We start from the raw sequence: 24,562 nt of genomic DNA, 5'->3' as shown, positions 1-24,562 counted from the left end.
AATTAATAGGGGCTGTTCGGAATATTTTATCTCTAGCAGCAGGAGGGGAGAAGAATTGAACAGCAAAGCGAAGAAATATGCTATCGCCATACTTGCTTTAGTTTTATTTTTTTTGTCCATTTGGAGCTATAACCCTCCGACACCCTCTGATAGGGGGAAAGTTCAAGCCATGAGTGCTTTTGAGATGGGCGAGCATTCCTATGCCAAGGGCGGCTATGACGACTATTTGAACAGCTATTCGACTGCCGAGCGTCCGGCTGGGGTGATCCGAATCGAAGGGGAAAGCTTTTCAAAAACGGTTGGAGACGGCTTTGAAATAGCGGATCGGTTTGAAGGCTTGGATGGAAAAGCGGTGATTACGCCGGAGGCTGGAACCATTCGCTGGCAGATGGAGATGGAAGAAGCGGGGCTTTACAACGTCAGAATTCATTATTACCCAATAGAGGGAAAAAGCTCTGCGATCGAAAGGCAGCTTGCTATTAATGGGAAAGTGCCCTTCAAGGGTGCGGAAATGCTGTTGTTCAACCGACTGTGGGGTAATCTGGAGGATGCTATACGAAGCGACGATAGAGGAAACGATCTGCGCCCGAGACAGGTTGAGAAGCCGTCATGGCAGCTCAAGACTTTAACGGATAGCGGCGGTTATTATGACGAGCCGTATTTATTCTATTTTGACCAAGGGCAGCAAACCTTGTCGCTGACGTCATCACGGGAGCCAATGGCTATCGATTATATCGAGCTGTATCAGGAGAAAGCCGCAAAATCTTATGCGGAAATCCAAAAAGAATACGAAGCCGCAGGTTTAGTACCTGTTAAAGATCAATACGTGACGATTCAGGCGGAAGAGGCCGTGCTGAAGTCATCTCCAACCTTAAGCCCGCTTATCGACAGATCAAGTCCGTCGGTTGTTCCGTACGATGTTTCCAAGCTCAGAATCAATACGATTGGCGGACTGAATTGGAAGCTGCCCGGGCAGTGGATAGAGTGGGAAGTAGAGGTGAAGGAGGACGGCCTGTATCAAATTGCCTTGAAGCGCAAGCAGGATCAGCTCCGAGGCGTTTACAGCACGCGCAGTCTGATGATTGACGGGCAGTACCCGTTTGCAGAAATGAAGAGAATCCCGTTTAAATTCGATATGAACTGGCAGATGAATGTACTCGGAGGAGCACAGCCGTATTTATTCCATCTGACGAAAGGCACACATCGGATTCGGATGGCGGTATCTCTTGGCGAAATTGCGCCGCTGCTGCGAACAGTTGAGTCCAGCGTGCTGCAGCTTAATGAAATGTTCAGGAAAATATTGATCATAACCTCGAATACGCCGGACCCCTATCGCGATTATCAATTGGAGAAGCGGATACCGGAGATGACGAAGGTGTTCAAGGAGCAAGCGGCAACGATCCAACGTGTGGCCGACTATTTGGAGCAAGCGACGGGGGAGCGCAGCGACAAAGTAGCTGTTCTGCATACGATGGTTCGTCAATTAGAAGAAATGGTGGATAAACCGGAAACCGTCGCAAGGCGCTTGAATGCATTCAAAATCAATGTCGGCGGTCTTGGAACATGGATTCTGACCGTACGTGAACAACCGCTTACACTCGATTATTTGGTTGTCTCCTCGCCGGATCGGGAGCTCCCTCAGGCGGAGGCAACGGCATTGGGTCGGATCAAGCACGAGCTTGGCGGTTATATAGCTTCTTATACCGAAGACTATGACAGCATTGGCAATACAGGAGAAAATCAGCGTTCGATAACCGTCTGGATAACGACAGGTCGGGATCAAGCGCAAGTGTTGAAAAGCTTGATTGACGATTCGTTTACATCGGCATCGAATATTTCGGTGAAGCTTAGGCTCGTCCCTGGCAACATCCTTCTGCCGGCTACTTTAGCCGAAGAGGGACCGGACGTTGCTATGCAGATTGGCGAAGAGGTACCCGTCAACTATGCGATGCGAAACGCCGCGGCTGACCTATCGAGCTTTGCTGATTTCAAGGAGGTAGCGTCCCGATTCCGCGACAGCGCACTGGCACCGTATGCGTACAGCAACGGGGTATATGCCCTTCCGGAGCAGCAGACATTCCCGATGCTGTTTTATCGCAAGGATATTTTGGAGGAGCTGGAATTGACGCCTCCTAAAACCTGGCAAGAAGTATACAACATGATTTCCGTTCTTCAAAAGCATAATATGGAGTTTTATTTGCCTATTGAGGCGGCAACCAATAATGCGAACCTCGTTCCGAATGCGACATTCGCAATGCTGCTGTACCAAAATGGCGGAGCGTTCTATCGGGATGAGGACAAAAAAAGCGCTTTGGATTCCGAGATATCGATGGAAGCCTTCAAGACATGGTCGCAGTTCTATACGAACTACAAGTTTCCGCTGCAGGCGGATTTCCCTAATCGCTTTCGGACAGGTGAAATGCCAGTGGGCATTGCGGATTATACGACCTACAATGCACTTACGGTCATGGCACCAGAAATAAAAGGTCTTTGGGACTTTACAATCGTACCCGGCATAGAGCAGCAGAACGGCTCGATCAATCATGAGGTTGCCAGCCATACAACCGCAGTGATGATGCTTGAGAATGCGAAAGACAAGGCCTCGGCATGGGAATTTATGAAATGGTGGACGGACAAGGAAACCCAAGTGGCATACGGCCGCGAGATGGAAGGGCTAATGGGTGAAGCCGCACGTTATCCGACAGCTAATATGGAGGCGCTTGGGCAATTGCCTTGGCCGATCAAGGACTATCAAAATTTAGAAAGCCAGTGGCAGTGGGTGCGAGGAATCCCGCAGGTTCCAGGCGGCTATTTTACGGGCAGGCATCTGGATAATGCCTTCCGAAAAGTCGTCAATGGAAATGAGAATCCTCGTGAGGCATTATCCGATTATCTTTTGTACATTAACGATGAAATTGCGATCAAACGAAAGGAATTCAACTTACCGTACTAGATTGGGGTGAAAGCCGATGCAGGCTAAAACAGCAACAGGTAAAACCATTCCTAAGCTCATCCAGCCAACGAAAACATCCAAATGGGCACATACGATAAAGGAGTTGAAAAGAAACAAGCATCACTATATTTTGATGAGTCCGTATATGCTTATTTTCTTTTCATTTACGGTCATTCCAGTCGTATTCTCTTTAGGACTGAGCTTCTTTTATTTTAATATGCTCGAATTTCCGCGTTTTGTTGGCTGGCAAAACTATTCAAGACTGTTTCTTAACGACGATGTATTCATGATTGCCTTGAAAAATACTTTTATGTTCGCGGTCATTACCGGCCCGATCAGCTATATCGCTTGTTTTCTATTTGCATGGATCATCAATGAGCTGTCACCGAAGATTCGTGCGGTCATGACCTTGATTTTTTATGCGCCATCGATTTCTGGAAATGTGTTTTTTATTTGGCTGATCGTATTTTCCGGAGATAGCTACGGCTATTTAAATGGATTTCTCATCAAATATGGATTTATGCTGGAACCGATTTTATGGCTGACCAATGAGAAATATATTTTGCCGATCGTCATTCTCGTCCAGCTATGGCTTAGCCTGGGCACGAGCTTTCTCGCCTTTATCGCGGGCCTGCAAACGATTGATCAGACGTTGATTGAAGCGGGCGCTGTTGATGGCATTAACAATCGCTGGCAGGAATTGTGGTTCATTACGCTGCCTTCCATGAGGCCGCAGCTGTTATTCGGGGCCGTCCTGCAAATTACGGGAGCATTTGCGGTTGCGGACATCTCCATTGCGCTGGCTGGCTTTCCAAGTGTCAACTATGCTGCGCATACGGTAGTTACGCACCTGATGGACTATGGCTCGATTCGCTTTGAGATGGGCTACGCGTCGGCTATTGCGACGGTTCTTTTTGTCATTATGATTGGAACGAATATGCTGACACAGAAAATGCTGCGAAAGGTCGGTGAGTGACGTTGGCCATGAAAATGCTCGCGGTCCTTCGGACGCCCAAAAGGCTCAATCGTTCCTTTCTAGTCAGCTTTTTGCTATTCGCGTTCCTGGCCTTATTCGGCGCGTTTATGGCAATGCCCTTGATTTATGCAGTGAACAATGCCTTTAAGCCGCTTGATGAGCTGTTTATTTTCCCGCCACGCCTATTTGTGCACAACCCGACGCTGGATAACTTTTTTGACCTGGTGGCGATAATGGGCAATTCGTGGGTACCGCTCACGCGCTATATTGCAAATACGGTGATCATTACCATTATCGGTACGGCCGGACATATTTTGCTTGCCTCGGCCGCGGCATATCCGCTAGCCAAATACCGATTTTTGGGATCCAAAACGCTTTTCTCCATTGTCGTGCTGTCCTTGATGTTCTCTGGACATGTGACGGCAATTCCCAACTATATGGTGATGTCCTGGCTGGGATGGATTAACACGCATGCGTCGATTATTGTACCGTCCCTTGCCTTTCCGTTAGGCCTGTTTCTCATGAAGCAATTCATGGAGCAAATACCGGATGCCTTGCTGGAGGCGGCAAAAATTGATGGTGCTAATGAATACCGGATTTTTTGGAGCATTGTCATGCCGAATGTGAAGCCTGCATGGTTAACGCTCATGATTTTACAGTTTCCGATGTTATGGGGGACCGATGGGGGCAGCTTTATCTACAGTGAGAATTTAAAGACGCTGCATTATGCTTTGGGTCAAATTACGCAAGGGGGAATTGCCAGAGCAGGAGTCGGTGCGGCAGTCGCGCTAATCTTGATGGTGGTTCCGATCACACTCTTTATCATTTCCCAGAGCAGCGTCATTCAGACGATGGCAACTTCCGGAATGAAAGAGTAGAAGGGAGTCGTGCAGGATGTTGATAGGCAGATTACAGGCAAAGGTATACCTTGTCATTGCGCTTTGTTGCCTGATAAGCATGGGCATCGGAGGAACGATTGCCAAGGCGGCGGACGATGCGGGTTCTTATAATTATTCATTTTGGGGGAACACGGTAGCCGCTCCTGCAGCTTACAAAGCAACAAGCTTATGGAACGGCGAGAGCATGGGAATTGGGCCCTTAAAGGAACCGAGCGATTTGCACGTTACGGCTGATAAGCAGATTTATTTGCTTGACACAGGCAACAATCGTGTCGTCATTTTGAATCAGAAATTTGAGCTGGTGCGAATGATTACTTCATACGTCCATGAGGGCAAAGAGGAAACGTTCCAGAACCCTCAAGGTTTATTCGTCACGGATGAGAAGCAGCTGTTCGTTGCTGATACAGGAAATCAAAGAGTGGTTCATCTCGATCAGGACGACAAGCTGGTGAAGGTTATCGAGTCGCCCGAGTCCGAGCTGCTGCAGGACCCCTTTAAATTTGAGCCGATAAGACTTGTCGTGGATAAGGCGCAGCGAATCTATGTGATGGCAGCTGGTGTTTTTGACGGATTTATGGAATTTAATGCGAATGGCGAATTCACCTCGTTTATCGGCGCCAACCGTGTGTTTTTCAGCCCAGTCGAGCATTTCTGGAAAATGCTGTCCACCCAAGCGCAGCGGAGCCAGATGGTCATGTTCACGCCGACGGAATTTTCAAATTTGGATATTAACGATGAAGGCTTCCTTTACGCAACAAATAGTCAAATGCAAAACAACGTCAGAAAATTGAATGCACGGGGGGGCGATATTTTAAGGGAGGAAGGTTATTTTCCTCCAGAAGGAGATATTCGTTTCATGACGGCTGATGGTCCAACCCGATTGGTCGATATCGATGTCACGGACAGTGAGATATACGCCATATTGGATGCCAATAAAGGCCGAATCTTCACTTACAATGGTGACGGACACTTCATGTATGTTTTCGGTGGGATAGGCAATCAATTGGGTGAATTCCATACACCAGTGGCAATTGAGCGCATTGGTGATGATTACCTCATCTTGGATAAGCGGCTTGGCGAAATCACGGTATTTCAATCGACGGAATACGGCCGCACCTTGAATGAAGCGGTCAGGAGCTATTATAAAGGCGATGAAGAGCAGGCCAACCTATTGTTTCAACAGACGATCAACATGAATGCAAATCTGGAATTCGCCTACGCGGGCATTGGCAAAGCGCTAATTCGGCAGGGAGATTATGGCGAGGCGATGAAATATTTTAAACAAAGCATGGATCAGAAAGGCTATTCGAAGGCGTTCCTGCTTTATCGCAAGCAGGTGCTGCGGGAACATTTTACTGCGATTATGACGGGTATGCTTGGACTTGTAATCGTTGCCTTGTTTATTACAAAGTATCGGAAAAAGAAAGGGGGACGTCAGGTTGCCTCCATTGAACAGTGAGCTGTATAAATACCCTTTCTATCTCATTATGCATCCCTTTAATGGCTATTGGGAGCTGAAATATGACCGCAATCAAAAGGTGAGCATCGTCATTTCTTTTGTAATTCTGTTTTTGCTGGCCGTGACCAATATTATGCAGAGCCAGTACAGCGGGTTTGTGGTCAATCTCGTTAATCCAAATGGAATGAACAGCATTATGGAGATTTTGTATGTCGTGGTTCCCGTATTGTTTTGGTGCGTAGCTAATTGGTCGCTGACAACCTTAATGGATGGGGAAGGGAAGTTTGTCGACATTTTTACTTCAACATGCTTTGCCTTAATCCCGCTCGTTATTATTCAGCTGCCTTGGATCTTGTTGAGTAATTTCATTTCGCTTCAGGAGACGGCTTTTTATCATTTTTCCAGCAGCATTGCCATGATATGGTGCGTGTTTCTGCTCTTTGTCGGTAATATGACGGTTCATCAATATACCCCGTCCAAAACGATCGGGACCATTATATTGACGATTGCAGCAATGGGTTTCATGGCCTTCTTAAGCTTATTGTTCTTTAGTTTAATTCAGCAAATGCTGGCTTTTATATCGGTTATTTATCAAGAATTGGTTTTGAGAAGCTAAGGGAGGAGGCATAGAGATGAATATAGCCAAAAATGCCCTGTTGGTCGTATGCTTCCTAGTCGGGATTATCATTGCAGGCTGCTCCGATACGCCATCTGGCAATCATGGGGAGGACGATGATCAGGCTTTGCCGGTAGTTGCGCAGGGGAAGGCCTTGAGCGCTGCCTTCACGGATTCTCGTGTCGCCGGTATGAAGGGAGCAGCTGAAAACGACCAACTGCGGCTATTCGTAGATGATCAGACTGGGGCAATAGCCGTTCTTATCAAACAAACGGGTGAAATATGGAACAGCAACCCGCTTGATCGAGGCTCGGATTCGCTTGCTGCGGGAGTAAACAAGGATTTATTGTCCTCTCAAATAAAGATTGATTTTTATAACAGCTTTGGGCAGCTCAACTCAATTAATTCATACACAGACAGTGTGGCCCATAAACAAATCAATGTCACAGAAATTCCGAGTGGAATCAGCGTGTCTTATCAATTTGGTACGAGCGAAAAAACAGCAGAAGATTTACCCCAAATGCTAAGCAAGGCCCGTTTCGAGGAGCTGTCGGGCAAGCTGGACAAATCAGGAAAACGAGCATTACTCATCGCTTATAAAGAGGATGCGGAAAAAGCGGTATATAGAAGAAATGACAGCGCATTGAACGGGCTTCAATTGGAGCGGGCGCTCGCTGCGTTGGAGGCATCGGGTTATACAGAAGTGGAGCTGCAGGAGGACATGGCCGAGCTTGGGTTTACGCAGGAGAAGCCCGCTGCGCGCATTTTTCAAGCATCGATTGAATATACGCTGGATGCGGATAGCCTAGTCGCCAAAATTCCCGTTTCCAGCATCCGCTATCCCGATGAATATCCCGTTAACACGATTTCACTCCTCAGCTTTTTTGGTGCCGGAGGGGCGGATGAGGACGGTTCGATGTTCGTTCCGGACGGATCAGGCGCGCTGATCCATTTTAACAACGGAAAAACCAAATATCCGGCCTATCAGCAGCTTGTCTACGGGGCGGATCAGACGATAGACAGAACCGAGAATGCAGCTAGAGAACAGAAGGTGAGACTCCCCGTGTTTGGAATCATTCGGGAGGGCGGAGCTTTTCTCGGAATCATTGAGGAGGGCGCATCTGTTGCTACCATCCATGCAGACATCGGAGGCAGGTTGAACAGCTACAACTATGTTTATCCGAATTTTTATGTGATCAATAAGGGAACTGTATACCTGGATGGGAATGGGCAGCAGCGTTCACTCCCCAGATTTCAAGAAAACCCGATGAAAAGCGACTATACGATCCGTTATGCTTTTCTAAGCGGCAAGCAAGCCTCTTACCAAGGAATGGCTCGATATTATCAGCAATATTTGGAGAAAAATAACGGATTGCTGAAGCACGAAGCAGACGATACGAAAGTGGATACTCCCTTTTATTTGCAGTTGGTTGGAAGCATATCCAAACAGAAGCACTTCGTGGGCATTCCCTATCAGGCACTTGAACCGCTTACGACATTCGAGCAAGCGCAGACCATTGTCGAGCAGCTGCAGCAGCGTGAGATAACAGATATTAAGCTCAAGTATTCTGGCTGGTTCAATGAAGGTCTCGATCATAAAGTCCCGAACCATGTTAAGGTCGATAAGGCAATCGGGGGGAGCAAGGGATTGCAGGAATTTATTGCGTTTGCCCAGAGCAAAGGGATTTCTCTGTTCCCGGAGGTTGCCATTTTAACTGCGCTTACAGGAGAAGGCTTCGATAAGTCCGATGATGCTTCAAGAACGCTAAGAGAGGTTCCTGCCATGCTTTATCCGCTTGATCTGGCACTCAATCGACGTGATATAACCAAATCGCCGTCCTATGTCATATCCCCGCGGCTCGTAGTGGATTATACGGATTCCATGCTCAATGGCATTCGTGATTTCCAGCCTGGAGGCCTTTCACTGCTGGATTTGGCTGATCAATTGAATAGCGATTTCCGTAAAAACAAGCAAATGGATCGAACGATGTCTGAAGCCATATCGGGCGAAGCATTGGACAAAATTCGGGATGAAAAGTTGAAGATAATGGCTAACGGCGGAAATGCCTATGCGCTGCCGTATTTGTCCGACCTTACGAATGCACCGTTGTCCGGCAGCGGATTTAAGCTTGAGGATGAAGAAATTCCTTTCTATCAGATGGTCATTCGTGGATTTATCGAATACGCGGGGGCACCATATAATCTTTCTACTTATACGAATGAAAAGCAATATGTGCTGAAAAACTTGGAATATGGAGCGGGCGTTTACTTCGAATGGATTTACGAGCCGAACTATAAGGTCAAGGATAGTGAATACAATCATCTCTATGCTGTGAATTACAAGCTATGGCTCGATAAAGCCTCGGAGATTTATCAAGAAGTGAACGCCGTTCTGAGGAGCGTTCGTAACGAGCAGATTACCGCGCATGAAAAGCTGGATGAAGGCGTATTTAAGACGGTCTATGGGAATGGCATATACGTGATTGTAAACTATAACCAGACTCAAGTGACGGTTGAAGGCAGGACGGTAGAAGCCGAGAGCTATATTACGGGTGGTGAACGCTCTTGAAGCTTATAATGAAGCTCGGGTTGAAGCAGCGGACCTATGTGCAGCAGAAGGCTTTTTTAGGTTTTATTTTTGTACTGCCCTGGCTGCTTGGCTTTGTTTTTTTCTTCTTTATTCCGATGGTCTCCTCCTTACGCTACAGCTTTAGTTCTATATCAGCTAACTCGGAGGGCTTGAGCATCCAATTTATCGGATTTTCAAACTTTGTGCAGGCTTTGACGATCAATACGAGCTTTAATCGCATATTGACAGAAGCAATTGTGGACATGGTCGTAAACGTACCGTTGATCGTTATATTCAGTTTGTTTTTAGCTGTGCTGCTGAATCAGAAATTTTTCGGCAGAGCGATTGCAAGGTCGATCTTTTTTCTGCCTGTCATTTTGGCCTCGGGGATTATTATGACGCTTGAGAGCACAAGCTTGATCCAGGCTGTCAATGATCAAAATGCGGGCTCCAGCATCATCAATGCTTTTGGCGCTTATGAGCTGGCCGGCTTAATGCTTGATGCGGGAGTTAATGAAGACATTGTCATGTATCTTACGGGGGCAGTCGACCGTATTTATCAAATTGTTAGTCAGTCGGGCGTACAGCTTTTGATCTTCCTTGCGGGCATCCAGACGATATCTCCGCAGCTCTATGAGGCGTCCAAGATGGAGGGAGCTACCGGCTATGAAGCATTTTGGAAAATTACGTTCCCGATGGTCAGCCCGCTCATTCTCGTCAATATGATCTATACGATTATCGATTCGTTCTCAAGGAATAATATGACGGAATTGATTCGGGAGACGGGCTTTACCACCTTTAACTTTGGCCTCAGCTCAGCGATGGCCTGGCTCTATTTTCTGGCAATCATGATTATTTTGCTGATCAGCTCGTATTTTGTATCTAAAAGGGTGTTCTACCAAGACTAAAAGGAGCGTGAATACCTTGATAATGGACCGATTATTATCACTAGAAAGCTGGAAGCGGTGGCTGTGGTCATTCGTTCGCTTAACTTTAATCGCAGGATTATCCTTCGTAATCCTTTATCCCATTTTGCAAAAGATTTCTACAGCGATAAAGTCCAAGACCGATTTATACTCACCGATTGTAATATGGATTCCACAACATTATTCGCTGGATAATATGAAACAGGCAATAGCCATTATGGATTATTGGCAGACGCTGCTGAACACGTTTGCGCTGTCGTCGACAACGACCCTGCTGACGGCTGCCTCCTGTGCGCTTGCGGGCTATGCTTTTGCAAGACTTAAGTTTAAAGGGAGCAAGCTGCTTTTTGGCGGCGTCATTCTAACGATCATGGTTCCGCCTACGACCATCCTTATTCCCGTGTATTTAAACCTGAAGGACTTTACCCTGATGGGCTTGATTCCTTTATTGACGGGGAAATCTATCAATTTGCTGAACACGTATTGGCCGTTTATTTTAACGTCCATAACTGCCAATTCCTTGAGAGCAGGGCTGTATATTTTTATTTTTCGCCAATTTTTTAGAGGTGTGCCCAAGGAGGTCGAGGAGGCTGCTTATATGGACGGTGCGGGTGTCGGGCAGACGTTTCTACGCATTATGCTGCCAAATGCGATGCCGGCAATCGTTACCGTGTTGCTGTTCTCGTTCGTATGGCAGTGGAACGACAGCTTCTTTACGACAACCTACCTGACGTCGAGCAAAGTGATGTCTACCCAATTGGCCTCTTTGCCCTATAATTTATCTATCTTTCTCCAAGACGGCGCATCCTCCAAAGCAGACCCGTTTTACATGAGCATGGTACAGGATACGGGAATACTGCTCGCGATTTTGCCGCTAATTATTCTTTATTTGTTTGTGCAGCGCTACTTTGTCGAAAGTATCGAGCGGACAGGACTTGTTGGATAAGGGATACATCCAAATGACAGGCAAGCACCTAGTGAGAGCAGCTCATTGCTGGATATTCTGCTAGGTGCTATTCTACTCTATTGATCAATAGTGCATTCATCACGCTTGGGATTCCAAGCGTTTTTTGCTATGCTCAATATAGCTGATTTGAAATGAGGAAGTAGGGAAAACCAATGAAAAAAATACTGTTAATCGATGATGAAGCCGATCTTCGAAAACTGCTGACGGATTATTTTGAAATGAATGGATATTTCGTTATGACTGCGGAGAACGGCTCCGCGGCGTTGCGGCGAATGGAAAGCCAACCGGACCTTGTTTTGCTGGATATCAATATGCCTGAGCTGAATGGTTTTGAATTATGCAGAAAAATCCGAAGTTTTGTGTCCTGTCCCATTTTATTTTTAACCGCTCGCGTCGAGGAGGCCGATAAAATAGCAGGTTTCCAGGCCGGGGGAGACGATTATATTGTCAAGCCGTTCAGCATCCATGAATTGGGTGCAAGGGTAGAGGCGCATCTACGCAGGGAAATGCGAAACCAAAATAAAACATCGATTATGCTAAGTGAAAATTTGGTCATTGATTATTCGGCTCGTGCGCTTTATTGTCATGGGGTACAAATTTCCCTGGCCAAAAAAGAGTTTGATATTATAGAGCTTTTAACGATGAATCCCGGCATGGTATTTGATAAAGAGCGTATTTTTGAAAAAATATGGGGATTTGGCAATGAAGGCAACAGCAGCGTGATAGCAGAACATATCCGGCGAATTCGTTTCAAATTAAAAGAGCATGGCAGTGAAAACACGATAGCTACCGTCTGGGGAGTAGGTTACAAATGGCAAAAATCATAGGCTGGCTGCAGCTGAAAAATATGACCTTGCTGCAGTCCTTCATCTTTTTGTGCTGCCTTACGTTAATCATGGTGATGGCCGTCATCACCCTTGAGTTTGAATGGGCGGAAAGAATCCGGCAGCGGTATGCTGACGATTCCTCTGTAATCGGCTGGGTGATGCCTTCACTCGTTACGATGGTCCTGCTAACGGTTGCCGTCGGAATAGTGTTGATGGCTCTCCTCTTCTATAGATGGAAACTGAAAGAGCCGCTTGGAATATTGATGAAGGCATCGGAGAAAATTTCGGCAAACGATTTGGGGTTTCATCTTTCTTATGATAGCAAGGATGAGATGGGCGAGCTCTGTCGAGTATTTGAAAACATGCGCGGCCAATTGGAAAAAAATTATAAAGCTCTTTGGCGATCGGCAGAGGAACGCCAACAACTCAACGCTATTTTTGCCCATGACCTGAGAACACCGCTTTCTGTCCTAAAAGGCTATTCTGATTTTCTGACCACCTATTTGCCCGCAAAAAAGATATCCGAGGAAAAGCTTCTGGATATGGTTCAAACGATGAAGGTTCATATTGTGCGTCTCGAAAACTACACGGAAGTGATGAATTCGATTCAGAAGTTGGAGGATATGCAGGTGTTAGGCCGTGAGACAGATATGCATCATCTAACCTCCTTGCTGAATGAGAGCGCCAGACAAATTGCCGGACAATATGCTAAGTCGTTCGACTCGTCCATCGCTGCGGATTCGAACAAAATAGCTGTCGATAGCCATTTGGTCATGCAGGTTTTTGAGAATTTGCTGGCTAATGGAGCGCGCTATGCTTCCAGCCGTGTAAATGTGCATTATCGCTTCTGCAAAGGCTTTTTTACGTTCACCGTTACGGATGACGGCACTGGCTTTTCCGATGAGGCACTTCAGAAGGCCAAGCTTCCTTTTTATCGCGGAGAGGTAGGGGAGGCTCATGCGCATCATGGATTGGGACTATATATTTGTAAAGTATTGTGTGAGAAGCATGAGGGAGGTCTGCAGGTAGAAAACGGATCAGACGGTGGCGGAAAAGTAACGGCAAGTTTCTTTGCAGAGTTGATAAATAGTTGAAAATGATGCATTAGCATTACCTTATCAAAGGAATAAGGAGTGCTGAAATGATAGTCTTGCGAAAAAAATTATTATTATGCTTGAGCTGCTTGCTAATGATCTTGTCAAGCTTTGCTGTACCAGCTTCCGCTTTCGAAGTCCGAAATAAGGAAGAAATACTCCGGAAAATGGATGACTATGTTATGAATAACATGAAAGTCAATCATATTTCGGGTGCATCGCTTGCCATAACCCTTAACGAAAATGTGTTTTATACACGAGGTTATGGTGTATTTTCCGATGGTCGGACGATAACCGGCAGTACCCCCTTTCCCATCGCCTCATTAAGCAAGTCTTTTACGGCGCTGGCCGTTCTGCAGCTGGTGGAACAAGGCCTCGTCGAGCTTGACGCGCCATATGCATCCTACTTTCCAGACCTATTGCCAGAGGATGAGCGTGTCCGGGACATTACGATCCGGCATTTGCTAAATCAGACAAGCGGTCTTACTGACAAAGTAGAGCCCGACATGACCCGTTCCCCCCAATATCAGTCGTTGGAAGAGATGAATAGATCATTGATCGCGGTTAAGCTTGCCAACGATCCAGGAAAAGCCTATAGCTACCACAATCCTAATTATCAGTATTTGGCTCTGCTTGTGGAGAAAGTAAGCGGACAAAGCTTCTCTGTTTATTTGAAAAAAAATGTGTTTGACCCCTTGGGGATGAAACATACCTTCAACGTCAGCAGCACACAGCAAATCATTGAGAATCCTGCCATACCGCGGGGGCATTATCTATGGTTTGGCTATCCAGTAAGCAAGGCTGAGCCCTCTTGGTTTATTGACGGTCCTGCCGGTATTGTTTCAACTGCAGAAGACATGGCAAAATGGATGCTTGCTCAATATCATTCCCGTCTTCTTGCACCGGAGCTTATGGAGCAATTCCATACAGCTGGGCAGAGGGGTCCTTATGGAATGGGGTGGCTTGCAGAAGAAGATGAGCAAGGGGGCCGAACGATTTCCCATAGCGGAATTTTTTGGACGTATAAAGCGGAAGAAACGATAGATTTGGATCAGCAGCTTGGCGTCGCGATCATGTTTGATTCGGGTTTAAATGCTTTTGTTAACTACTCCGCTTTTGTCGACGGGATTGCACGGATTTTAAAGGGAGAGAAAGCTGAAACTTCTGTTTTTAACAGCAGAAGCATGGAGACGGTTATGGTAGTGCTGGTAATTGGAACGGTCCTTTGGGGAGGCATTGCAATCATCCGAATGTATAGGAGCAAGAAGAGCATAACAGCTGGGAAATTGATTATTTCATCGGTCGGGAGGCTGCTGCCTGCCTTGATTCTTCTATCCCTGCCCCAGCTAGCCGCATTTATTGGTGCGGGGCGTGTGCTGCCTTGGATTGGATTATGGACCACCATGTCATCTCTAATCATATGGCTTGCTGTATTATCGCTAGTAAATATAACGAATCTGGTATGCCGTTACCGATTGTTTTTCCGAACTAGATAGGGGGTATTGCAGGCCACCTATAGATTGAAATTATTTCATTACATTAGCCCATTCCCTACGCGAATGTCCTTCATACGATATATGGTGCCTTATGTTGGATAACAGTGTTAATCATCTACTCAAAGGGAGATGCGGTTATTGAGATCATCAACGAAGCTTACCGGGCGCGTTATTTTTAAAGGCGATACGGGTTATGAAACGGCACGTAAAAATTGGGATCCCCATACGGACAAATTTCCTAAAGTGTTTGTTTTTGCCCAAAGAACACGAGATGTGGCCAACGCGATAAAATGGGCCCGTGACCATAAGGTACCGATTCGACCAAGAAGCGGAAGACATTCTCTCGAAGTTAACCTTTCACAGGTCAACGGAGGAATTGTCATTGATGTAAGTGACATGAAGAAAATTAAATTAAATAAAAAATGCGGAACAGCTGTTGTCCAGACGGGCAATAGAGTGGGGAGAATCGCAAACACGCTTGCACGGCAAGGCTTTATAGCTCCTTTTGGCGACAGCCCTTCTGTTGGCATCGGCGGAATTACCCTCGGTGGAGGGATCGGGCCGCTCCAACGGTCGATTGGCCTCATCAGCGACAATCTTCTCGAACTCGAAATGGTTGACGCGAAGGGCAGAATTATTCGTGCCAACAAAAAGTGCAATTCTGATCTGCTATGGGCTTCCCGCGGCGGTGGGGGCGGCAACTTTGGCGTATACACCAAATATAAATTTAAAGTACATCGCGCGCCAGCCAAGGCGACCGTATATCGCATCACCTGGCCATGGCATCAATTCGAAGCGGTACTCAAAGCCTGGCAAAAATGGGCGCCTTTCGTCAATAACAAGCTAGGCAGCGAATTATCGATCGGCCCGAAGAAGGGCGGCAATGTGTCCATGGAAGGGCTATTCCTCGGATCAAAAACGGAGGCGATTCGCCTATTAAAGCCCGTTACGAGCGTCGGAACGCCAACGAGCACCATCATCCGGTTGTTGCCGTACACGGAAGCCGTGAAATTTCTATTGCCTCCCGATCCGGTGCTGACGCAAAGATTCAGTAACCAGTTCTCCTCCGGTTTCGGAAGAAAGCCGTTCCCCGATAAGGCGATAAAGTCCATGCGTAAATTTTTGGAAAACGTAGAGGGGGAGTTCGCGGGATTCTTTTTCCTCAACTGGGGCGGGGCTGTAAGCCGTAAAGCGCCTCGATCAACGGCATTCTACTGGCGTAAAGCGAAGTTCTATGTCGAGTGGAACAGTTCATGGATCAAGCAATCGGAAGCTGCCAAAAATATCGCCATCGTTCGCAGGACACGCCGGAAGCTGCAGCCTTATATCGTGGGGTCCTATATAAACGTTCCTGACCAAGGAATAAAAAATTCCGGGCCGGTATACTATGGAGCGAACTATCCTAGACTGCGGAGAATAAAAGCTAAATATGACCCTAAAAATGTGTTTAGAAACCCCCAAAGTATTACTCCGGCTCGTAGATCAACGGTTAAGTAACTATTTTTCCGGCTAGCTGGTTCAGTGATTTTTCTATATGGTTAAAAACTCCTTCGTTGTAGGCATGCAGACAACGAAGGAGAATAAATATAGGGGTGCACTGGCTGGCTCCCACAAGCTCTTGTGGGAGCCAGCCAGTGTCCTAATAAATTCTCCAATTTTCAAAGTAAACCCTATATTTAGTGATGTTTTTGAGAAAGGTTTTGCGTGGTATCCTATAAAGGATAATATATTCAAATATAAATGGATCGCTTTGGTGAAATCTAACCTTTCATAGCAAGGGAGAAAACGTATGAATGTGGAACGAACATTGGTAATTAGCGATATCCATGGTTGTTACCGGGAGTTTATAGAACTCTTGGAAAAAGTCGATTATCGTTCAGTAAGAGATAGATTGATTCTTCTGGGGGATTATGTAAGTAGAGGGCCGGAAAGTAAAGAGGTTGTTGACCTAGTCATGCATTTAGTCCAAGAGCAGGGGGCAATTGCATTACAAGGCAACCATGACCATCGTTTTGTTAGGGTGGTAGAGAATCGGGCGAGTGAAAAAGAAATCATTACATTTTTTGAAAAAGGCGGCAGCGAAACTTTACAAAGTTACTGTAAGACCACCAAAAGCAATGGTTTAGATCATTTGAAGGAAGTACGAGATGTGATTATGGGGGAGCTTTCTTCTCATATGGACTTTCTGAAAAATCTTCCTTGCTATTACGAGGATAACGATTACATCTATGTGCATGCAGGTTTAAATCCTTTAGTATCCCAATTATCTGAGCAGAATGTTCATGACTTGCTTTATATCAAGGAAGAGTTTTACAGGAACAAAACCCGTATGGAAAAGGTTGTTGTCTTTGGCCATACGGTTACTAAGGATATTCACGGTTCGTGTGAGATCTGGCTGGGCGGAGACAAGATAGGTATTGACGGTGGTTGTTCCTTTGGAGGACAGCTCAATTGCCTAGAGCTGGTTCATGGCAAAGTCGGTCGATTTTACGTAAACCATTCAAAATGTACGGAAGCTTAAGAAAAATTGTGAAACAGAATATTGAAAACGCTTTAATTTTGCGTGGACAAAAGGTTGTGATGGTGATAATATTGTTTCTACAAGAAACAATATTATTTTAAAAGAATATAAATTTTTGGGCAGCCAACCATTAAGCATACTAAAAACGCTCAGGGCTGGTGGATTTCAATCTGTTTGTGCATGAGCGTAGCGAAAGGAATGGGAGTTATTATGAGTATTATAGAAACTACTATCGCATCCTTTGACGGTACAAAGCTTTATTTCAGTAAAAATGTGGTCAGTGATGCCAAGGCCGCAGTTGTAGTCGTTCATGGTTTATGCGAGCATACTGGACGCTACGATTATTTAACGGAAAAATTAAATAGGCGTGGTTTTAATGTATATCGTTTTGACCATCGTGGCCATGCCAGGTCAGAAGGTCCGCGTACCTTCTACAACGATTTTCATCAAATGATTGAAGATGTAAATGTCATTGTTGAGGCGGCATTACAAGAGAGCGGCGATACCCCTCTTTTTGTGATCGGACATAGTATGGGAGGCTTTGCATCCTCTTCTTTTGGAACCAAATACCCAGGCAAAGTAAAAGGGATTGTTTTATCAGGAGCGCTAACCCGTTATCATACGAAGGTCGCCGGAGAACTGCCGCTAGCGCTTCCATCGGGCACGTATTTTCCAAATGAGCTTGGCAGCGGAGTATGCAGTGATCCAGAGGTTGTATCCGCTTACGCAAATGATCCGCTAGTAGAAAAGCAAATTTCTGTAGATCTATTCAATAGCCTGGGGTATGGAGTAGAGTGGCTAAAACAACACGCGAAGAAATTTGTTGATCCGGTTTTAGTTCTACATGGAGCTAATGACGGGCTTGTTAGTGAACAGGACTCTCGTGATTTTTACGGAGATATTGCTTCTACTGATAAAACGTTGAAAATTTATGCGCATCTCATGCATGAAATATTTAACGAACCAAGTCGCGACGAGGTCATTGAAGAAGCCGTTGCTTGGATGGAACAACGAATCTGATTTCTATAAAAGATGAATTTTAAGATGAAAGGGATCCCAATGAAATTAGAATGGATGGGCAACCATCGAGCACTTATTGAGAAGATCATTAAGTACGGGAATGCTTACTCAAACACCTATAAGCTGCAGCGAAGCTATGGAACAGATGTGATGTTCTCTGCCTCGCAAATTCAGACGCTGGAATATATTCTGGAAGCGGAGGACAAGGATGAGAAGATGTCGGAAATGGCCGCACGACTTGGCGTTAGTCGCAGCACCTTTTCCAAAAACGTTAAAAATTTAGAGGAAAAAGGCTTATTGGAGAAATATCATTTAAGCGGCAACCGCAAGGATATATATGTAAAACCTTCTGCCGAAGGACGCGAGGTGTATGCAAAATACACGGCATTTGTCCGCCAAATTTGCTTTGATGATATTTTTCAGTATGCTGACCAAGTGTCAGAGGCGGACAAGGAAAACTTCATTCGTATTTTAGATTTATTTGCTGATGTGCTGCTATGGTATGGTGAAAAAGAACAAGAGCCGCGCAAGCTAATAAAAATTGATGCTGTAAATGAGTAAATCCGCTACTATCAGTGAAAGTGGCGTGACTCATCCCCTATTTAAAAGGAATTTCCCCTCAGGCTGCAAAATGGCTTGAAGGGGAATTCCTTTTTTATATTTATTGAAGCTAAATTTCTAGCCCTTCAATTCCACAACCTTTGTCGCAACATGCTTGCAAAACTCGCTGTCATGCTCCACAAAGAGAATGGTCGGTGAATGCTCCAGCAGCAGTTCTTCGATTTGCATCCGGGAAATGACGTCGATAAAATTGAGCGGTTCATCCCAAATGTGCAGGTGGGCGGGCTCGCAAAGGCTTTTTGCGATCAATACCTTCTTTTTCTGGCCGCCGCTGAAGGAGGTTATGTCCTTATCGAATTGGACACGAGAAAAATCAAGCTTCCTTAAAATCGCTTTGAACAAGCTTTCGTCGATTCCATTCTCTGCAGCGTAAGCTGACAAATGGCCTCGCAAATGCGCAGTGTCCTGCGATACATAGGAAATTTTCAGTTGGCTTCCTTTGCGGAACGTCCCGGAGAAAGGGATTTCCTCGCCATAAATCAGCTTAAGGAGACTTGATTTTCCAGAGCCATTCGGGCCAGCAAGAGCAATGCGATCGCCTTGCTCGATTGTGAAGCTGACGTCGCGGCAAACGGACTGCTCACCGTACTGAATCGAGATGTGATCCAGCTCTGCCAGCTGGGTCTTATGATAAGCCAATTGCGAAATTTTGAGGCTTTCCGAGCTTTCAACATTTTTCAGAAGCTGGGATTTTTCGTCGATCGCCGACTGCTGCCTGTGCTCAAGCGACTTGGAACGCTTCATCATTTTCGCAGCCTTGTGCCCGATGTACCCTTTGTCGACCTTGGAGCCCGAATTACGGGTGCCATTTTTCGTTTTCTCCACCTCATGCGACCAGCCGCTCGTTCGTTTTGCCGCTTCGTTCAGCCGCTTGACGTCCTTGCGCAGCTTCTCGTTCTCGGCCATCTCAAAGTGGTCCTGACGTTGTTTGTCTTCCCACCAATCGGAAAAATGACCTCTCTGAATTTCAATGCTGGTTTTGTTGATCGACAGAATATGGTCCACGCAGTTGTCTAGAAATGCCCGGTCATGGGATACGAGAATAAAGCCGTTCTTGGCTTTCAAATAATCGCTGACCAGCTTTCTGGCATGGATGTCCAGATGGTTCGTCGGCTCATCGATGAGCAGAAAGCTGTTTTCCTTAAGAAACAAGGCAGCAAGCTGCACTTTCGTTTGTTCACCGTTCGATAAAGTATTGAAGGGCCTGTATAAAACGTCCTCCGACACCTTTAACAGGGAAAGCTCGCGCAGGAGCTCCCAATGCTGATAGTCCGGGCATATGTGATCGATGATATCCAGCGTATTGTGTTCCTTATTTTCGATAGGGAATGGAAAATATTCAAAGCTGACATCAGCGGAAATGGTGCCACTATATTCATAGTTGCCGAGCAGGAGGTTAAGAAAGGTCGTTTTTCCCCGGCCATTCCTTCCCGTAAAGCCCAGTTTCCAGTCGGTATCGATTTGAAAGCTAACCTGATCAAAAATGTTGTCGTAGCTGCCTTCATAGGCAAATGTAAGGTTCGTCACTTTAATTAAGGACATGAAAATTCCCCCTTTAGAAAAAATAAAAAGAGCTACAAGAAAGTTACCCTTCTTGTAGCTCAAAAAATACAGCAAATTCAGCCCAATGCGGGCCAAAAAAGCCTATATATTTGAGTGAAAAGAATAAGTAACTTTCTTGCACGCAAAGAACAAAACACGATGTTTCATTCTTCAAACGTTCAGCAAGAAAAGTCTACATTATCCTCTTCAACTCCTATCGTTAAGTTTAGTGAATTTTAACATACCCTTTGTAGGGTTGCAACCTTGCGGCGGGAGCTTGGCGGTAACTCCAAGAGTAACCGCTTTGCCGATCGGGACGATGAGGATATGCCGCAAGGCGTCAACAAACCAATCCGCCACAGCATCAACAAATCCGCTGAAGCCTTGCTGCTGCGGCTTTTTTTCATGCCGAGAGAAATGCATCCGAACGGTGCGGCAGCCGCACTTGTTCATCAACCTATCGCGGTCTGAGTGCGCTATTCGTCCAGTTTAGGCGAGATCGCGGATTTGTGTGTGCCCTGTTGAATTGATCAATTGTTTATCCTGCACTTGAACAGGTAAGATGGCGTTACAAGAAGCGAAGGAGGTTCACGATGGCAAATACGCAGGATCATTTGGAGCCCGGCTCCACTCGCGTATCGACTGGGAAATTCAACTTGATGGGGAATCGTTATCTCGTTAATATGCGAAAGTATTGGATGCTTTACGTCATGATACTGCCTGGCATCATCTATTATCTCGTATTTAAATATTTACCGCTGGCCGGCAGCGTGATCGCGTTTCAAGACTATCAGATTTTCAAAGGCATCCTGTCCAGCTCGTGGGTAGGGCTCGACAATTTCAAATTTATTTTCACGTATGAGGACTTCTATTTAGTATTAAGGAATACGGCGACAATCGCCCTTTACCAACTTGTTTTTGGATTCCCGGCACCGATTATTTTAGCTCTTCTCTTTAATGAAGTCAGGCTGATGCTTGCCAAGCGGGTCATGCAAAGTTTATTTTATCTCCCGCACTTTCTATCCTGGGTCGTCGTTGGGGGCATCGTATTCGAATTGCTGTCAAGCCAGGGCGTCTTCAATATGCTGCGCGGATGGTTCGGGCAGGAAACGATTCTGTTCATGCAGGAGCAGCGATATTTTCGAGCTATCGTCGTTATCTCCGGCATTTGGAAGGATGTGGGCTGGGGAACGATTATCTACTTGGCCGCGATCGCAGGCATTAATCCAAGCTTATATGAAGCGGCCGTGATGGACGGCGCAAACCGATGGAAGCAGACGATCCATATTACGCTGCCTACCATGTTCCCGACGATACTGGTACTGTTCCTATTGAATATTGGAAATTTTTTGGAGCTTGGCTTTGATCAGATTTATAATTTACTGACGCCGATGACGTATTCGGTCGGTGATATCATCGAGACGTACGTATACCGGGCAGGCGTGCTGCAAGGGCAGTACAGCGTCACGACAGCGATCGGATTATTCCAGTCGGTCATCGGATTCATGCTATTGTGGATATTTAACCGTATGGCTCGAAAAACAGAACAGGGGTTGTGGTGATGAGAAAGACTACAGGAGATCAACTATTCCAGTTTTTCAATTACGCGTTTCTAATCGCTGCGGCTGCTACGATGCTGCTTCCGCTCCTTCAACTGCTGGCCGTCTCCTTCAGCTCGCCGATCGCGGCGGATTCCAAGCAGGTGTTTCTGTTCCCCGTTGAATTCACGACGGCATCCTGGACTCATATTTTGCAGAACACTGGACTGTGGAGGTCGTTCGGTATCACCGTTTATATAACGGTGGCCGGAACTTTGCTGAGCATGCTGTTCTCGGTGCTGACGGCTTACCCGTTATCGCACAAGCAATTTCTTATCCGCAAGCCGATCATGCTCGGTATTATCATTACCATGATCTTCAATGCGCCGATGATCCCGTTCTTTCTAACGGTGCGTGAGCTGGGTATGATGAACTCGCTATGGTCGCTCATTTTACCAGGGGTGATCGGTACGTTCAATATGATTATTATCCGTACCTTCTTTACAGGTATTCCGAAAGAGCTTGATGATTCCGCACGGATCGACGGCTGCAATGAGGCCGGCATCTTATTCCGAATTTATTTGCCGCTCTCGAAGCCGGTGATTGCCACCGTAAGCCTGTTTTATGCGGTAGGCTATTGGAATACCTTCCAGCGGGCGGTGCTGTTCATCCGCGATCCGGAGAAATGGCCGCTGCAAACGAAGCTTCGCGCTTATTTGACCTCTCCGGAGGAGCTTGCCGCAGTCAATCTGGTTTTGGGTGACTACGATTTTAATACGACAACATTGAAAGCGGCTACAATTTTATTCGCTACCATCCCGATTGTGCTCGTATATCCTTATTTGCAAAAATATTTTGTGAAAGGCTCAATGCTGGGCTCCTTGAAAGAATAATGGATGGGTTTTAGGACGGAAGAAAATGAGGTATGAAGCCGGATTTCTGGCTTGATATATAGTTTTAATCTCATTAAAAGGGGAACTGAACACATGATGAAACCTGTTTTTGGAAAGTCGGCCAGAGTATCCGCTTTGGCAATGCTGCTGGTCGTTTCGATTCTCTCGGGCTGTTCCAATAATGGAGAGAAGCCTGCAGCTTCCGTGAATGATGCGGAGAAGAATATGTCCGTTACGGTGAAAGTATTCAAAAGCCATATGGGCGTAGGAACCATTCCAGGCAAAGATAATGAGCATGTGAAATATGTGGAGGAGAAGACGGGGGTTGTATACGAACTGCTGACGACGGCACCGGGCTCGGAGCCAACGGAATTTCTGAATTTGATGATTGCATCCGATGATCTGCCGGACATTCTCCGTCCTATTGGGGGCATCGAGCAGACGTTAATCAAGCAGGGCGGCGCTCTAGCGCTCGATGATTTGCTGCCGAAGTATGCACCTAATGTATGGAAGAACATTCCGGAAGAAGCATGGGATATCGTACGATCAGCTTCCCCAGACGGCCATATTTATTATGTGCCTAAGGTGTTTCTGGTACCCGAGCGGGCGCCGATGATCCGTCAGGACTGGCTTGACAAGGTAGGATTGTCTTTGCCGAAAACAACAGAGGAGTATAAAGAGGTTCTGCGGGCATTCCGGGACAAGGACCCGAACGGCAATGGCAAAGCGGATGAGCTGCCTACGTCGGGACGCGAGTTTGGCAAGTGGATGGACCACCTGTTCGGCATGTATGGTGTCGCGATGTGGGAAGGCGTACCGGAATGGGATATCTATGAAGGAAAGATTCAATACGCTGGCGTTACGAAAAATATGAAGGCTGCTATCGCATATATACGTGAGTTATATGAAGAGAAGCTGTTGGACAATGAGACGTTTCTGAACAAAGGCGATGTTTGGCAGGCCAAAATCAACAATAATCTGGTCGGCAGCTGGTATCACCTTCCAGCCAACCTCCGCGAACGCTATACGGCGATGCTCAAAGGAGCGCCGGATGCTTACGTAGTCAGCATGCCGGTACCTAAGGCCGAAGGTTTTGAAGGCTTTGTGACGCAGAAGAGCATGGGCGAGCCGGAGTGGATGATTCCGACTGCCGCAAAGGATAAAGCCGAATATTCTCTTAAGCTGCTCGATTTTTTCTATGACCAAAGCAACGATGAATTTATTCGCTTTGGCATCGAGGGCCAGCAGCATGAAGTCGTAAACGGCAAGAAGGTCATATTGCCGCCAGAGGACAGCCGCCCTATCGCGCTTGGGATGCGCAATCTGACGACCAAGGAAGACATGGATGTAAGGATCAAGGAGACGATACCGGAAGACATGCAGAAGATGGTGCAGGATGTCTTCGCGGTCAGCACGTCCGATGCGCGTCGAATCGCTGGCGACGGATTGCCGAATACGGTGTACGAAGGCTTCCCGGATATCCAGTCTCATAAGCTTTTTCAAGAATATCTGACGAAAATCGTCATTGGCGAATGGCCAATAGAAAAATTTGAAGAGTTCGTGGAGCGTTGGAATAAAGCCGGAGGCGAGGCGGTCACCAAGCGCGTCCAAGAATGGTATGCCAAAGTGAAGGAATAAGCGGTAT

20 protein-coding genes are annotated in these 24,562 nt (G+C 46.3%); 19 read left to right on the top strand and 1 reads right to left on the bottom strand.

Translation table 11 applies throughout. From position 1 onward, the window contains the following. The first annotated feature begins 169 nt into the window (after positions 1-169). The 15 genes from ABEW34_RS08330 to ABEW34_RS08260 all read left to right on the top strand — a co-directional run bounded on the left by ABEW34_RS08330 (position 170) and on the right by ABEW34_RS08260 (position 18,884). Positions 170-2,953 carry an extracellular solute-binding protein gene (locus ABEW34_RS08330; protein WP_430156986.1) on the top strand — a complete coding sequence of 928 codons (2,784 nt, stop codon included), beginning with the start codon at positions 170-172 and terminating at the stop codon, positions 2,951-2,953. A gap of 16 nt (positions 2,954-2,969) precedes the next feature. Next, entirely contained in the window at positions 2,970-3,929 is a 960-nt protein-coding gene (locus ABEW34_RS08325; RefSeq protein WP_430156983.1) for a carbohydrate ABC transporter permease, read from the top strand. A gap of 8 nt (positions 3,930-3,937) precedes the next feature. After that, positions 3,938-4,807 carry a carbohydrate ABC transporter permease gene (locus tag ABEW34_RS08320; RefSeq protein WP_430158514.1) on the top strand — a complete coding sequence of 290 codons (870 nt, stop codon included), beginning with the start codon at positions 3,938-3,940 and terminating at the stop codon, positions 4,805-4,807. Positions 4,808-4,823: 16 nt separating this feature from the next. Continuing rightward, complete coding sequence (locus ABEW34_RS08315; protein ID WP_430156980.1) at positions 4,824-6,287, top strand: hypothetical protein; 1,464 nt, start codon at positions 4,824-4,826, stop codon at positions 6,285-6,287. Next, complete coding sequence (locus ABEW34_RS08310; protein ID WP_430156977.1) at positions 6,268-6,903, top strand: YIP1 family protein; 636 nt, start codon at positions 6,268-6,270, stop codon at positions 6,901-6,903. Before ABEW34_RS08315 ends, ABEW34_RS08310 begins: the two co-directional genes overlap by 20 nt. A gap of 16 nt (positions 6,904-6,919) precedes the next feature. Beyond that, positions 6,920-9,472, top strand: coding sequence for a DUF5696 domain-containing protein (locus ABEW34_RS08305; protein ID WP_430156974.1), 2,553 nt, complete (start codon positions 6,920-6,922; stop codon positions 9,470-9,472). After that, a complete protein-coding gene (locus ABEW34_RS08300) occupies positions 9,469-10,380 on the top strand; it encodes a carbohydrate ABC transporter permease (RefSeq protein ID WP_430156971.1) in 912 nt (303 codons plus the stop codon). The genes ABEW34_RS08305 and ABEW34_RS08300 overlap by 4 nt, the downstream gene beginning before the upstream one ends. Positions 10,381-10,402: 22 nt before the next feature. Beyond that, entirely contained in the window at positions 10,403-11,344 is a 942-nt protein-coding gene (locus ABEW34_RS08295) for a carbohydrate ABC transporter permease (protein WP_430158511.1), read from the top strand. 173 nt (positions 11,345-11,517) lie between these two features. Next, complete coding sequence (locus ABEW34_RS08290; RefSeq protein ID WP_430156968.1) at positions 11,518-12,192, top strand: response regulator transcription factor; 675 nt, start codon at positions 11,518-11,520, stop codon at positions 12,190-12,192. After that, the gene (locus ABEW34_RS08285; protein WP_430156964.1) at positions 12,177-13,286 is read left to right on the top strand and encodes a sensor histidine kinase; all 1,110 of its coding nucleotides are present in this window, start codon (positions 12,177-12,179) and stop codon (positions 13,284-13,286) included. Before ABEW34_RS08290 ends, ABEW34_RS08285 begins: the two co-directional genes overlap by 16 nt. A gap of 182 nt (positions 13,287-13,468) precedes the next feature. Next, positions 13,469-14,782 (top strand): serine hydrolase domain-containing protein, encoded by a 1,314-nt coding sequence (locus ABEW34_RS08280; protein ID WP_430156961.1) that lies wholly within the window; start codon positions 13,469-13,471, stop codon positions 14,780-14,782. Between the two features lie 138 nt (positions 14,783-14,920). After that, positions 14,921-16,279, top strand: a complete 1,359-nt coding sequence (locus tag ABEW34_RS08275) for an FAD-binding oxidoreductase (protein ID WP_430156958.1) — start codon at positions 14,921-14,923, stop codon at positions 16,277-16,279. A 292-nt stretch (positions 16,280-16,571) separates the two neighbouring features. Next, positions 16,572-17,303, top strand: coding sequence for a metallophosphoesterase family protein (locus ABEW34_RS08270; protein ID WP_430156955.1), 732 nt, complete (start codon positions 16,572-16,574; stop codon positions 17,301-17,303). Positions 17,304-17,513: 210 nt separating this feature from the next. Then, the gene (locus tag ABEW34_RS08265) at positions 17,514-18,323 is read left to right on the top strand and encodes a lysophospholipase (RefSeq protein ID WP_430156952.1); all 810 of its coding nucleotides are present in this window, start codon (positions 17,514-17,516) and stop codon (positions 18,321-18,323) included. Positions 18,324-18,362: 39 nt separating this feature from the next. After that, positions 18,363-18,884 carry a MarR family winged helix-turn-helix transcriptional regulator gene (locus tag ABEW34_RS08260; RefSeq protein ID WP_430156949.1) on the top strand — a complete coding sequence of 174 codons (522 nt, stop codon included), beginning with the start codon at positions 18,363-18,365 and terminating at the stop codon, positions 18,882-18,884. Positions 18,885-19,001: 117 nt separating this feature from the next. Here ABEW34_RS08260 and ABEW34_RS08255 read toward each other — a convergent pair whose 3' ends face one another. Next, positions 19,002-20,486: an Lsa family ABC-F type ribosomal protection protein gene (locus tag ABEW34_RS08255; RefSeq protein ID WP_430156946.1), complete on the bottom strand. Its 1,485-nt coding sequence runs from the start codon at positions 20,484-20,486 to the stop codon at positions 19,002-19,004. Positions 20,487-20,750: 264 nt separating this feature from the next. On the opposite strand from ABEW34_RS08255, the gene ABEW34_RS08250 reads away from it, so the two are divergent. The 4 genes from ABEW34_RS08250 to ABEW34_RS08235 all read left to right on the top strand — a co-directional run bounded on the left by ABEW34_RS08250 (position 20,751) and on the right by ABEW34_RS08235 (position 24,555). Further along, positions 20,751-20,957: a hypothetical protein gene (locus ABEW34_RS08250; RefSeq protein WP_430156942.1), complete on the top strand. Its 207-nt coding sequence runs from the start codon at positions 20,751-20,753 to the stop codon at positions 20,955-20,957. Positions 20,958-21,145: 188 nt separating this feature from the next. Next, a complete protein-coding gene (locus ABEW34_RS08245) occupies positions 21,146-22,048 on the top strand; it encodes an ABC transporter permease (RefSeq protein ID WP_430158510.1) in 903 nt (300 codons plus the stop codon). Next, entirely contained in the window at positions 22,048-22,917 is an 870-nt protein-coding gene (locus tag ABEW34_RS08240; RefSeq protein ID WP_430156939.1) for a carbohydrate ABC transporter permease, read from the top strand. Before ABEW34_RS08245 ends, ABEW34_RS08240 begins: the two co-directional genes overlap by 1 nt. 93 nt (positions 22,918-23,010) lie before the next feature. Further along, a complete protein-coding gene (locus ABEW34_RS08235) occupies positions 23,011-24,555 on the top strand; it encodes an extracellular solute-binding protein (RefSeq protein ID WP_430156936.1) in 1,545 nt (514 codons plus the stop codon). Positions 24,556-24,562 lie beyond the last annotated feature (7 nt).

Origin of the sequence: Paenibacillus algorifonticola (genome assembly GCF_050481745.1) — a bacterium.
GTDB lineage: Bacteria > Bacillota > Bacilli > Paenibacillales > Paenibacillaceae > Pristimantibacillus > Pristimantibacillus algorifonticola_A.
Note: the sequence above shows the minus strand (reverse complement) of the source record. Positions and strands in the feature narration are given on the sequence as shown.

Coding starts and splice junctions, on each gene's coding strand:
- ABEW34_RS08330 (WP_430156986.1), top strand. CDS start 170: ATGAGTGCTTTTGAGATGGGCGAGCATTCCTATGCCAAGGGCGGCTAT.
- ABEW34_RS08325 (WP_430156983.1), top strand. CDS start 2,970: ATGCAGGCTAAAACAGCAACAGGTAAAACCATTCCTAAGCTCATCCAG.
- ABEW34_RS08320 (WP_430158514.1), top strand. CDS start 3,938: ATGAAAATGCTCGCGGTCCTTCGGACGCCCAAAAGGCTCAATCGTTCC.
- ABEW34_RS08315 (WP_430156980.1), top strand. CDS start 4,824: ATGTTGATAGGCAGATTACAGGCAAAGGTATACCTTGTCATTGCGCTT.
- ABEW34_RS08305 (WP_430156974.1), top strand. CDS start 6,920: ATGAATATAGCCAAAAATGCCCTGTTGGTCGTATGCTTCCTAGTCGGG.
- ABEW34_RS08295 (WP_430158511.1), top strand. CDS start 10,403: ATGGACCGATTATTATCACTAGAAAGCTGGAAGCGGTGGCTGTGGTCA.
- ABEW34_RS08290 (WP_430156968.1), top strand. CDS start 11,518: ATGAAAAAAATACTGTTAATCGATGATGAAGCCGATCTTCGAAAACTG.
- ABEW34_RS08285 (WP_430156964.1), top strand. CDS start 12,177: ATGGCAAAAATCATAGGCTGGCTGCAGCTGAAAAATATGACCTTGCTG.
- ABEW34_RS08280 (WP_430156961.1), top strand. CDS start 13,469: ATGAATAACATGAAAGTCAATCATATTTCGGGTGCATCGCTTGCCATA.
- ABEW34_RS08270 (WP_430156955.1), top strand. CDS start 16,572: ATGAATGTGGAACGAACATTGGTAATTAGCGATATCCATGGTTGTTAC.
- ABEW34_RS08265 (WP_430156952.1), top strand. CDS start 17,514: ATGAGTATTATAGAAACTACTATCGCATCCTTTGACGGTACAAAGCTT.
- ABEW34_RS08260 (WP_430156949.1), top strand. CDS start 18,363: ATGAAATTAGAATGGATGGGCAACCATCGAGCACTTATTGAGAAGATC.
- ABEW34_RS08255 (WP_430156946.1), bottom strand. CDS start 20,486: ATGTCCTTAATTAAAGTGACGAACCTTACATTTGCCTATGAAGGCAGC.
- ABEW34_RS08245 (WP_430158510.1), top strand. CDS start 21,146: ATGGGGAATCGTTATCTCGTTAATATGCGAAAGTATTGGATGCTTTAC.
- ABEW34_RS08240 (WP_430156939.1), top strand. CDS start 22,048: ATGAGAAAGACTACAGGAGATCAACTATTCCAGTTTTTCAATTACGCG.
- ABEW34_RS08235 (WP_430156936.1), top strand. CDS start 23,011: ATGATGAAACCTGTTTTTGGAAAGTCGGCCAGAGTATCCGCTTTGGCA.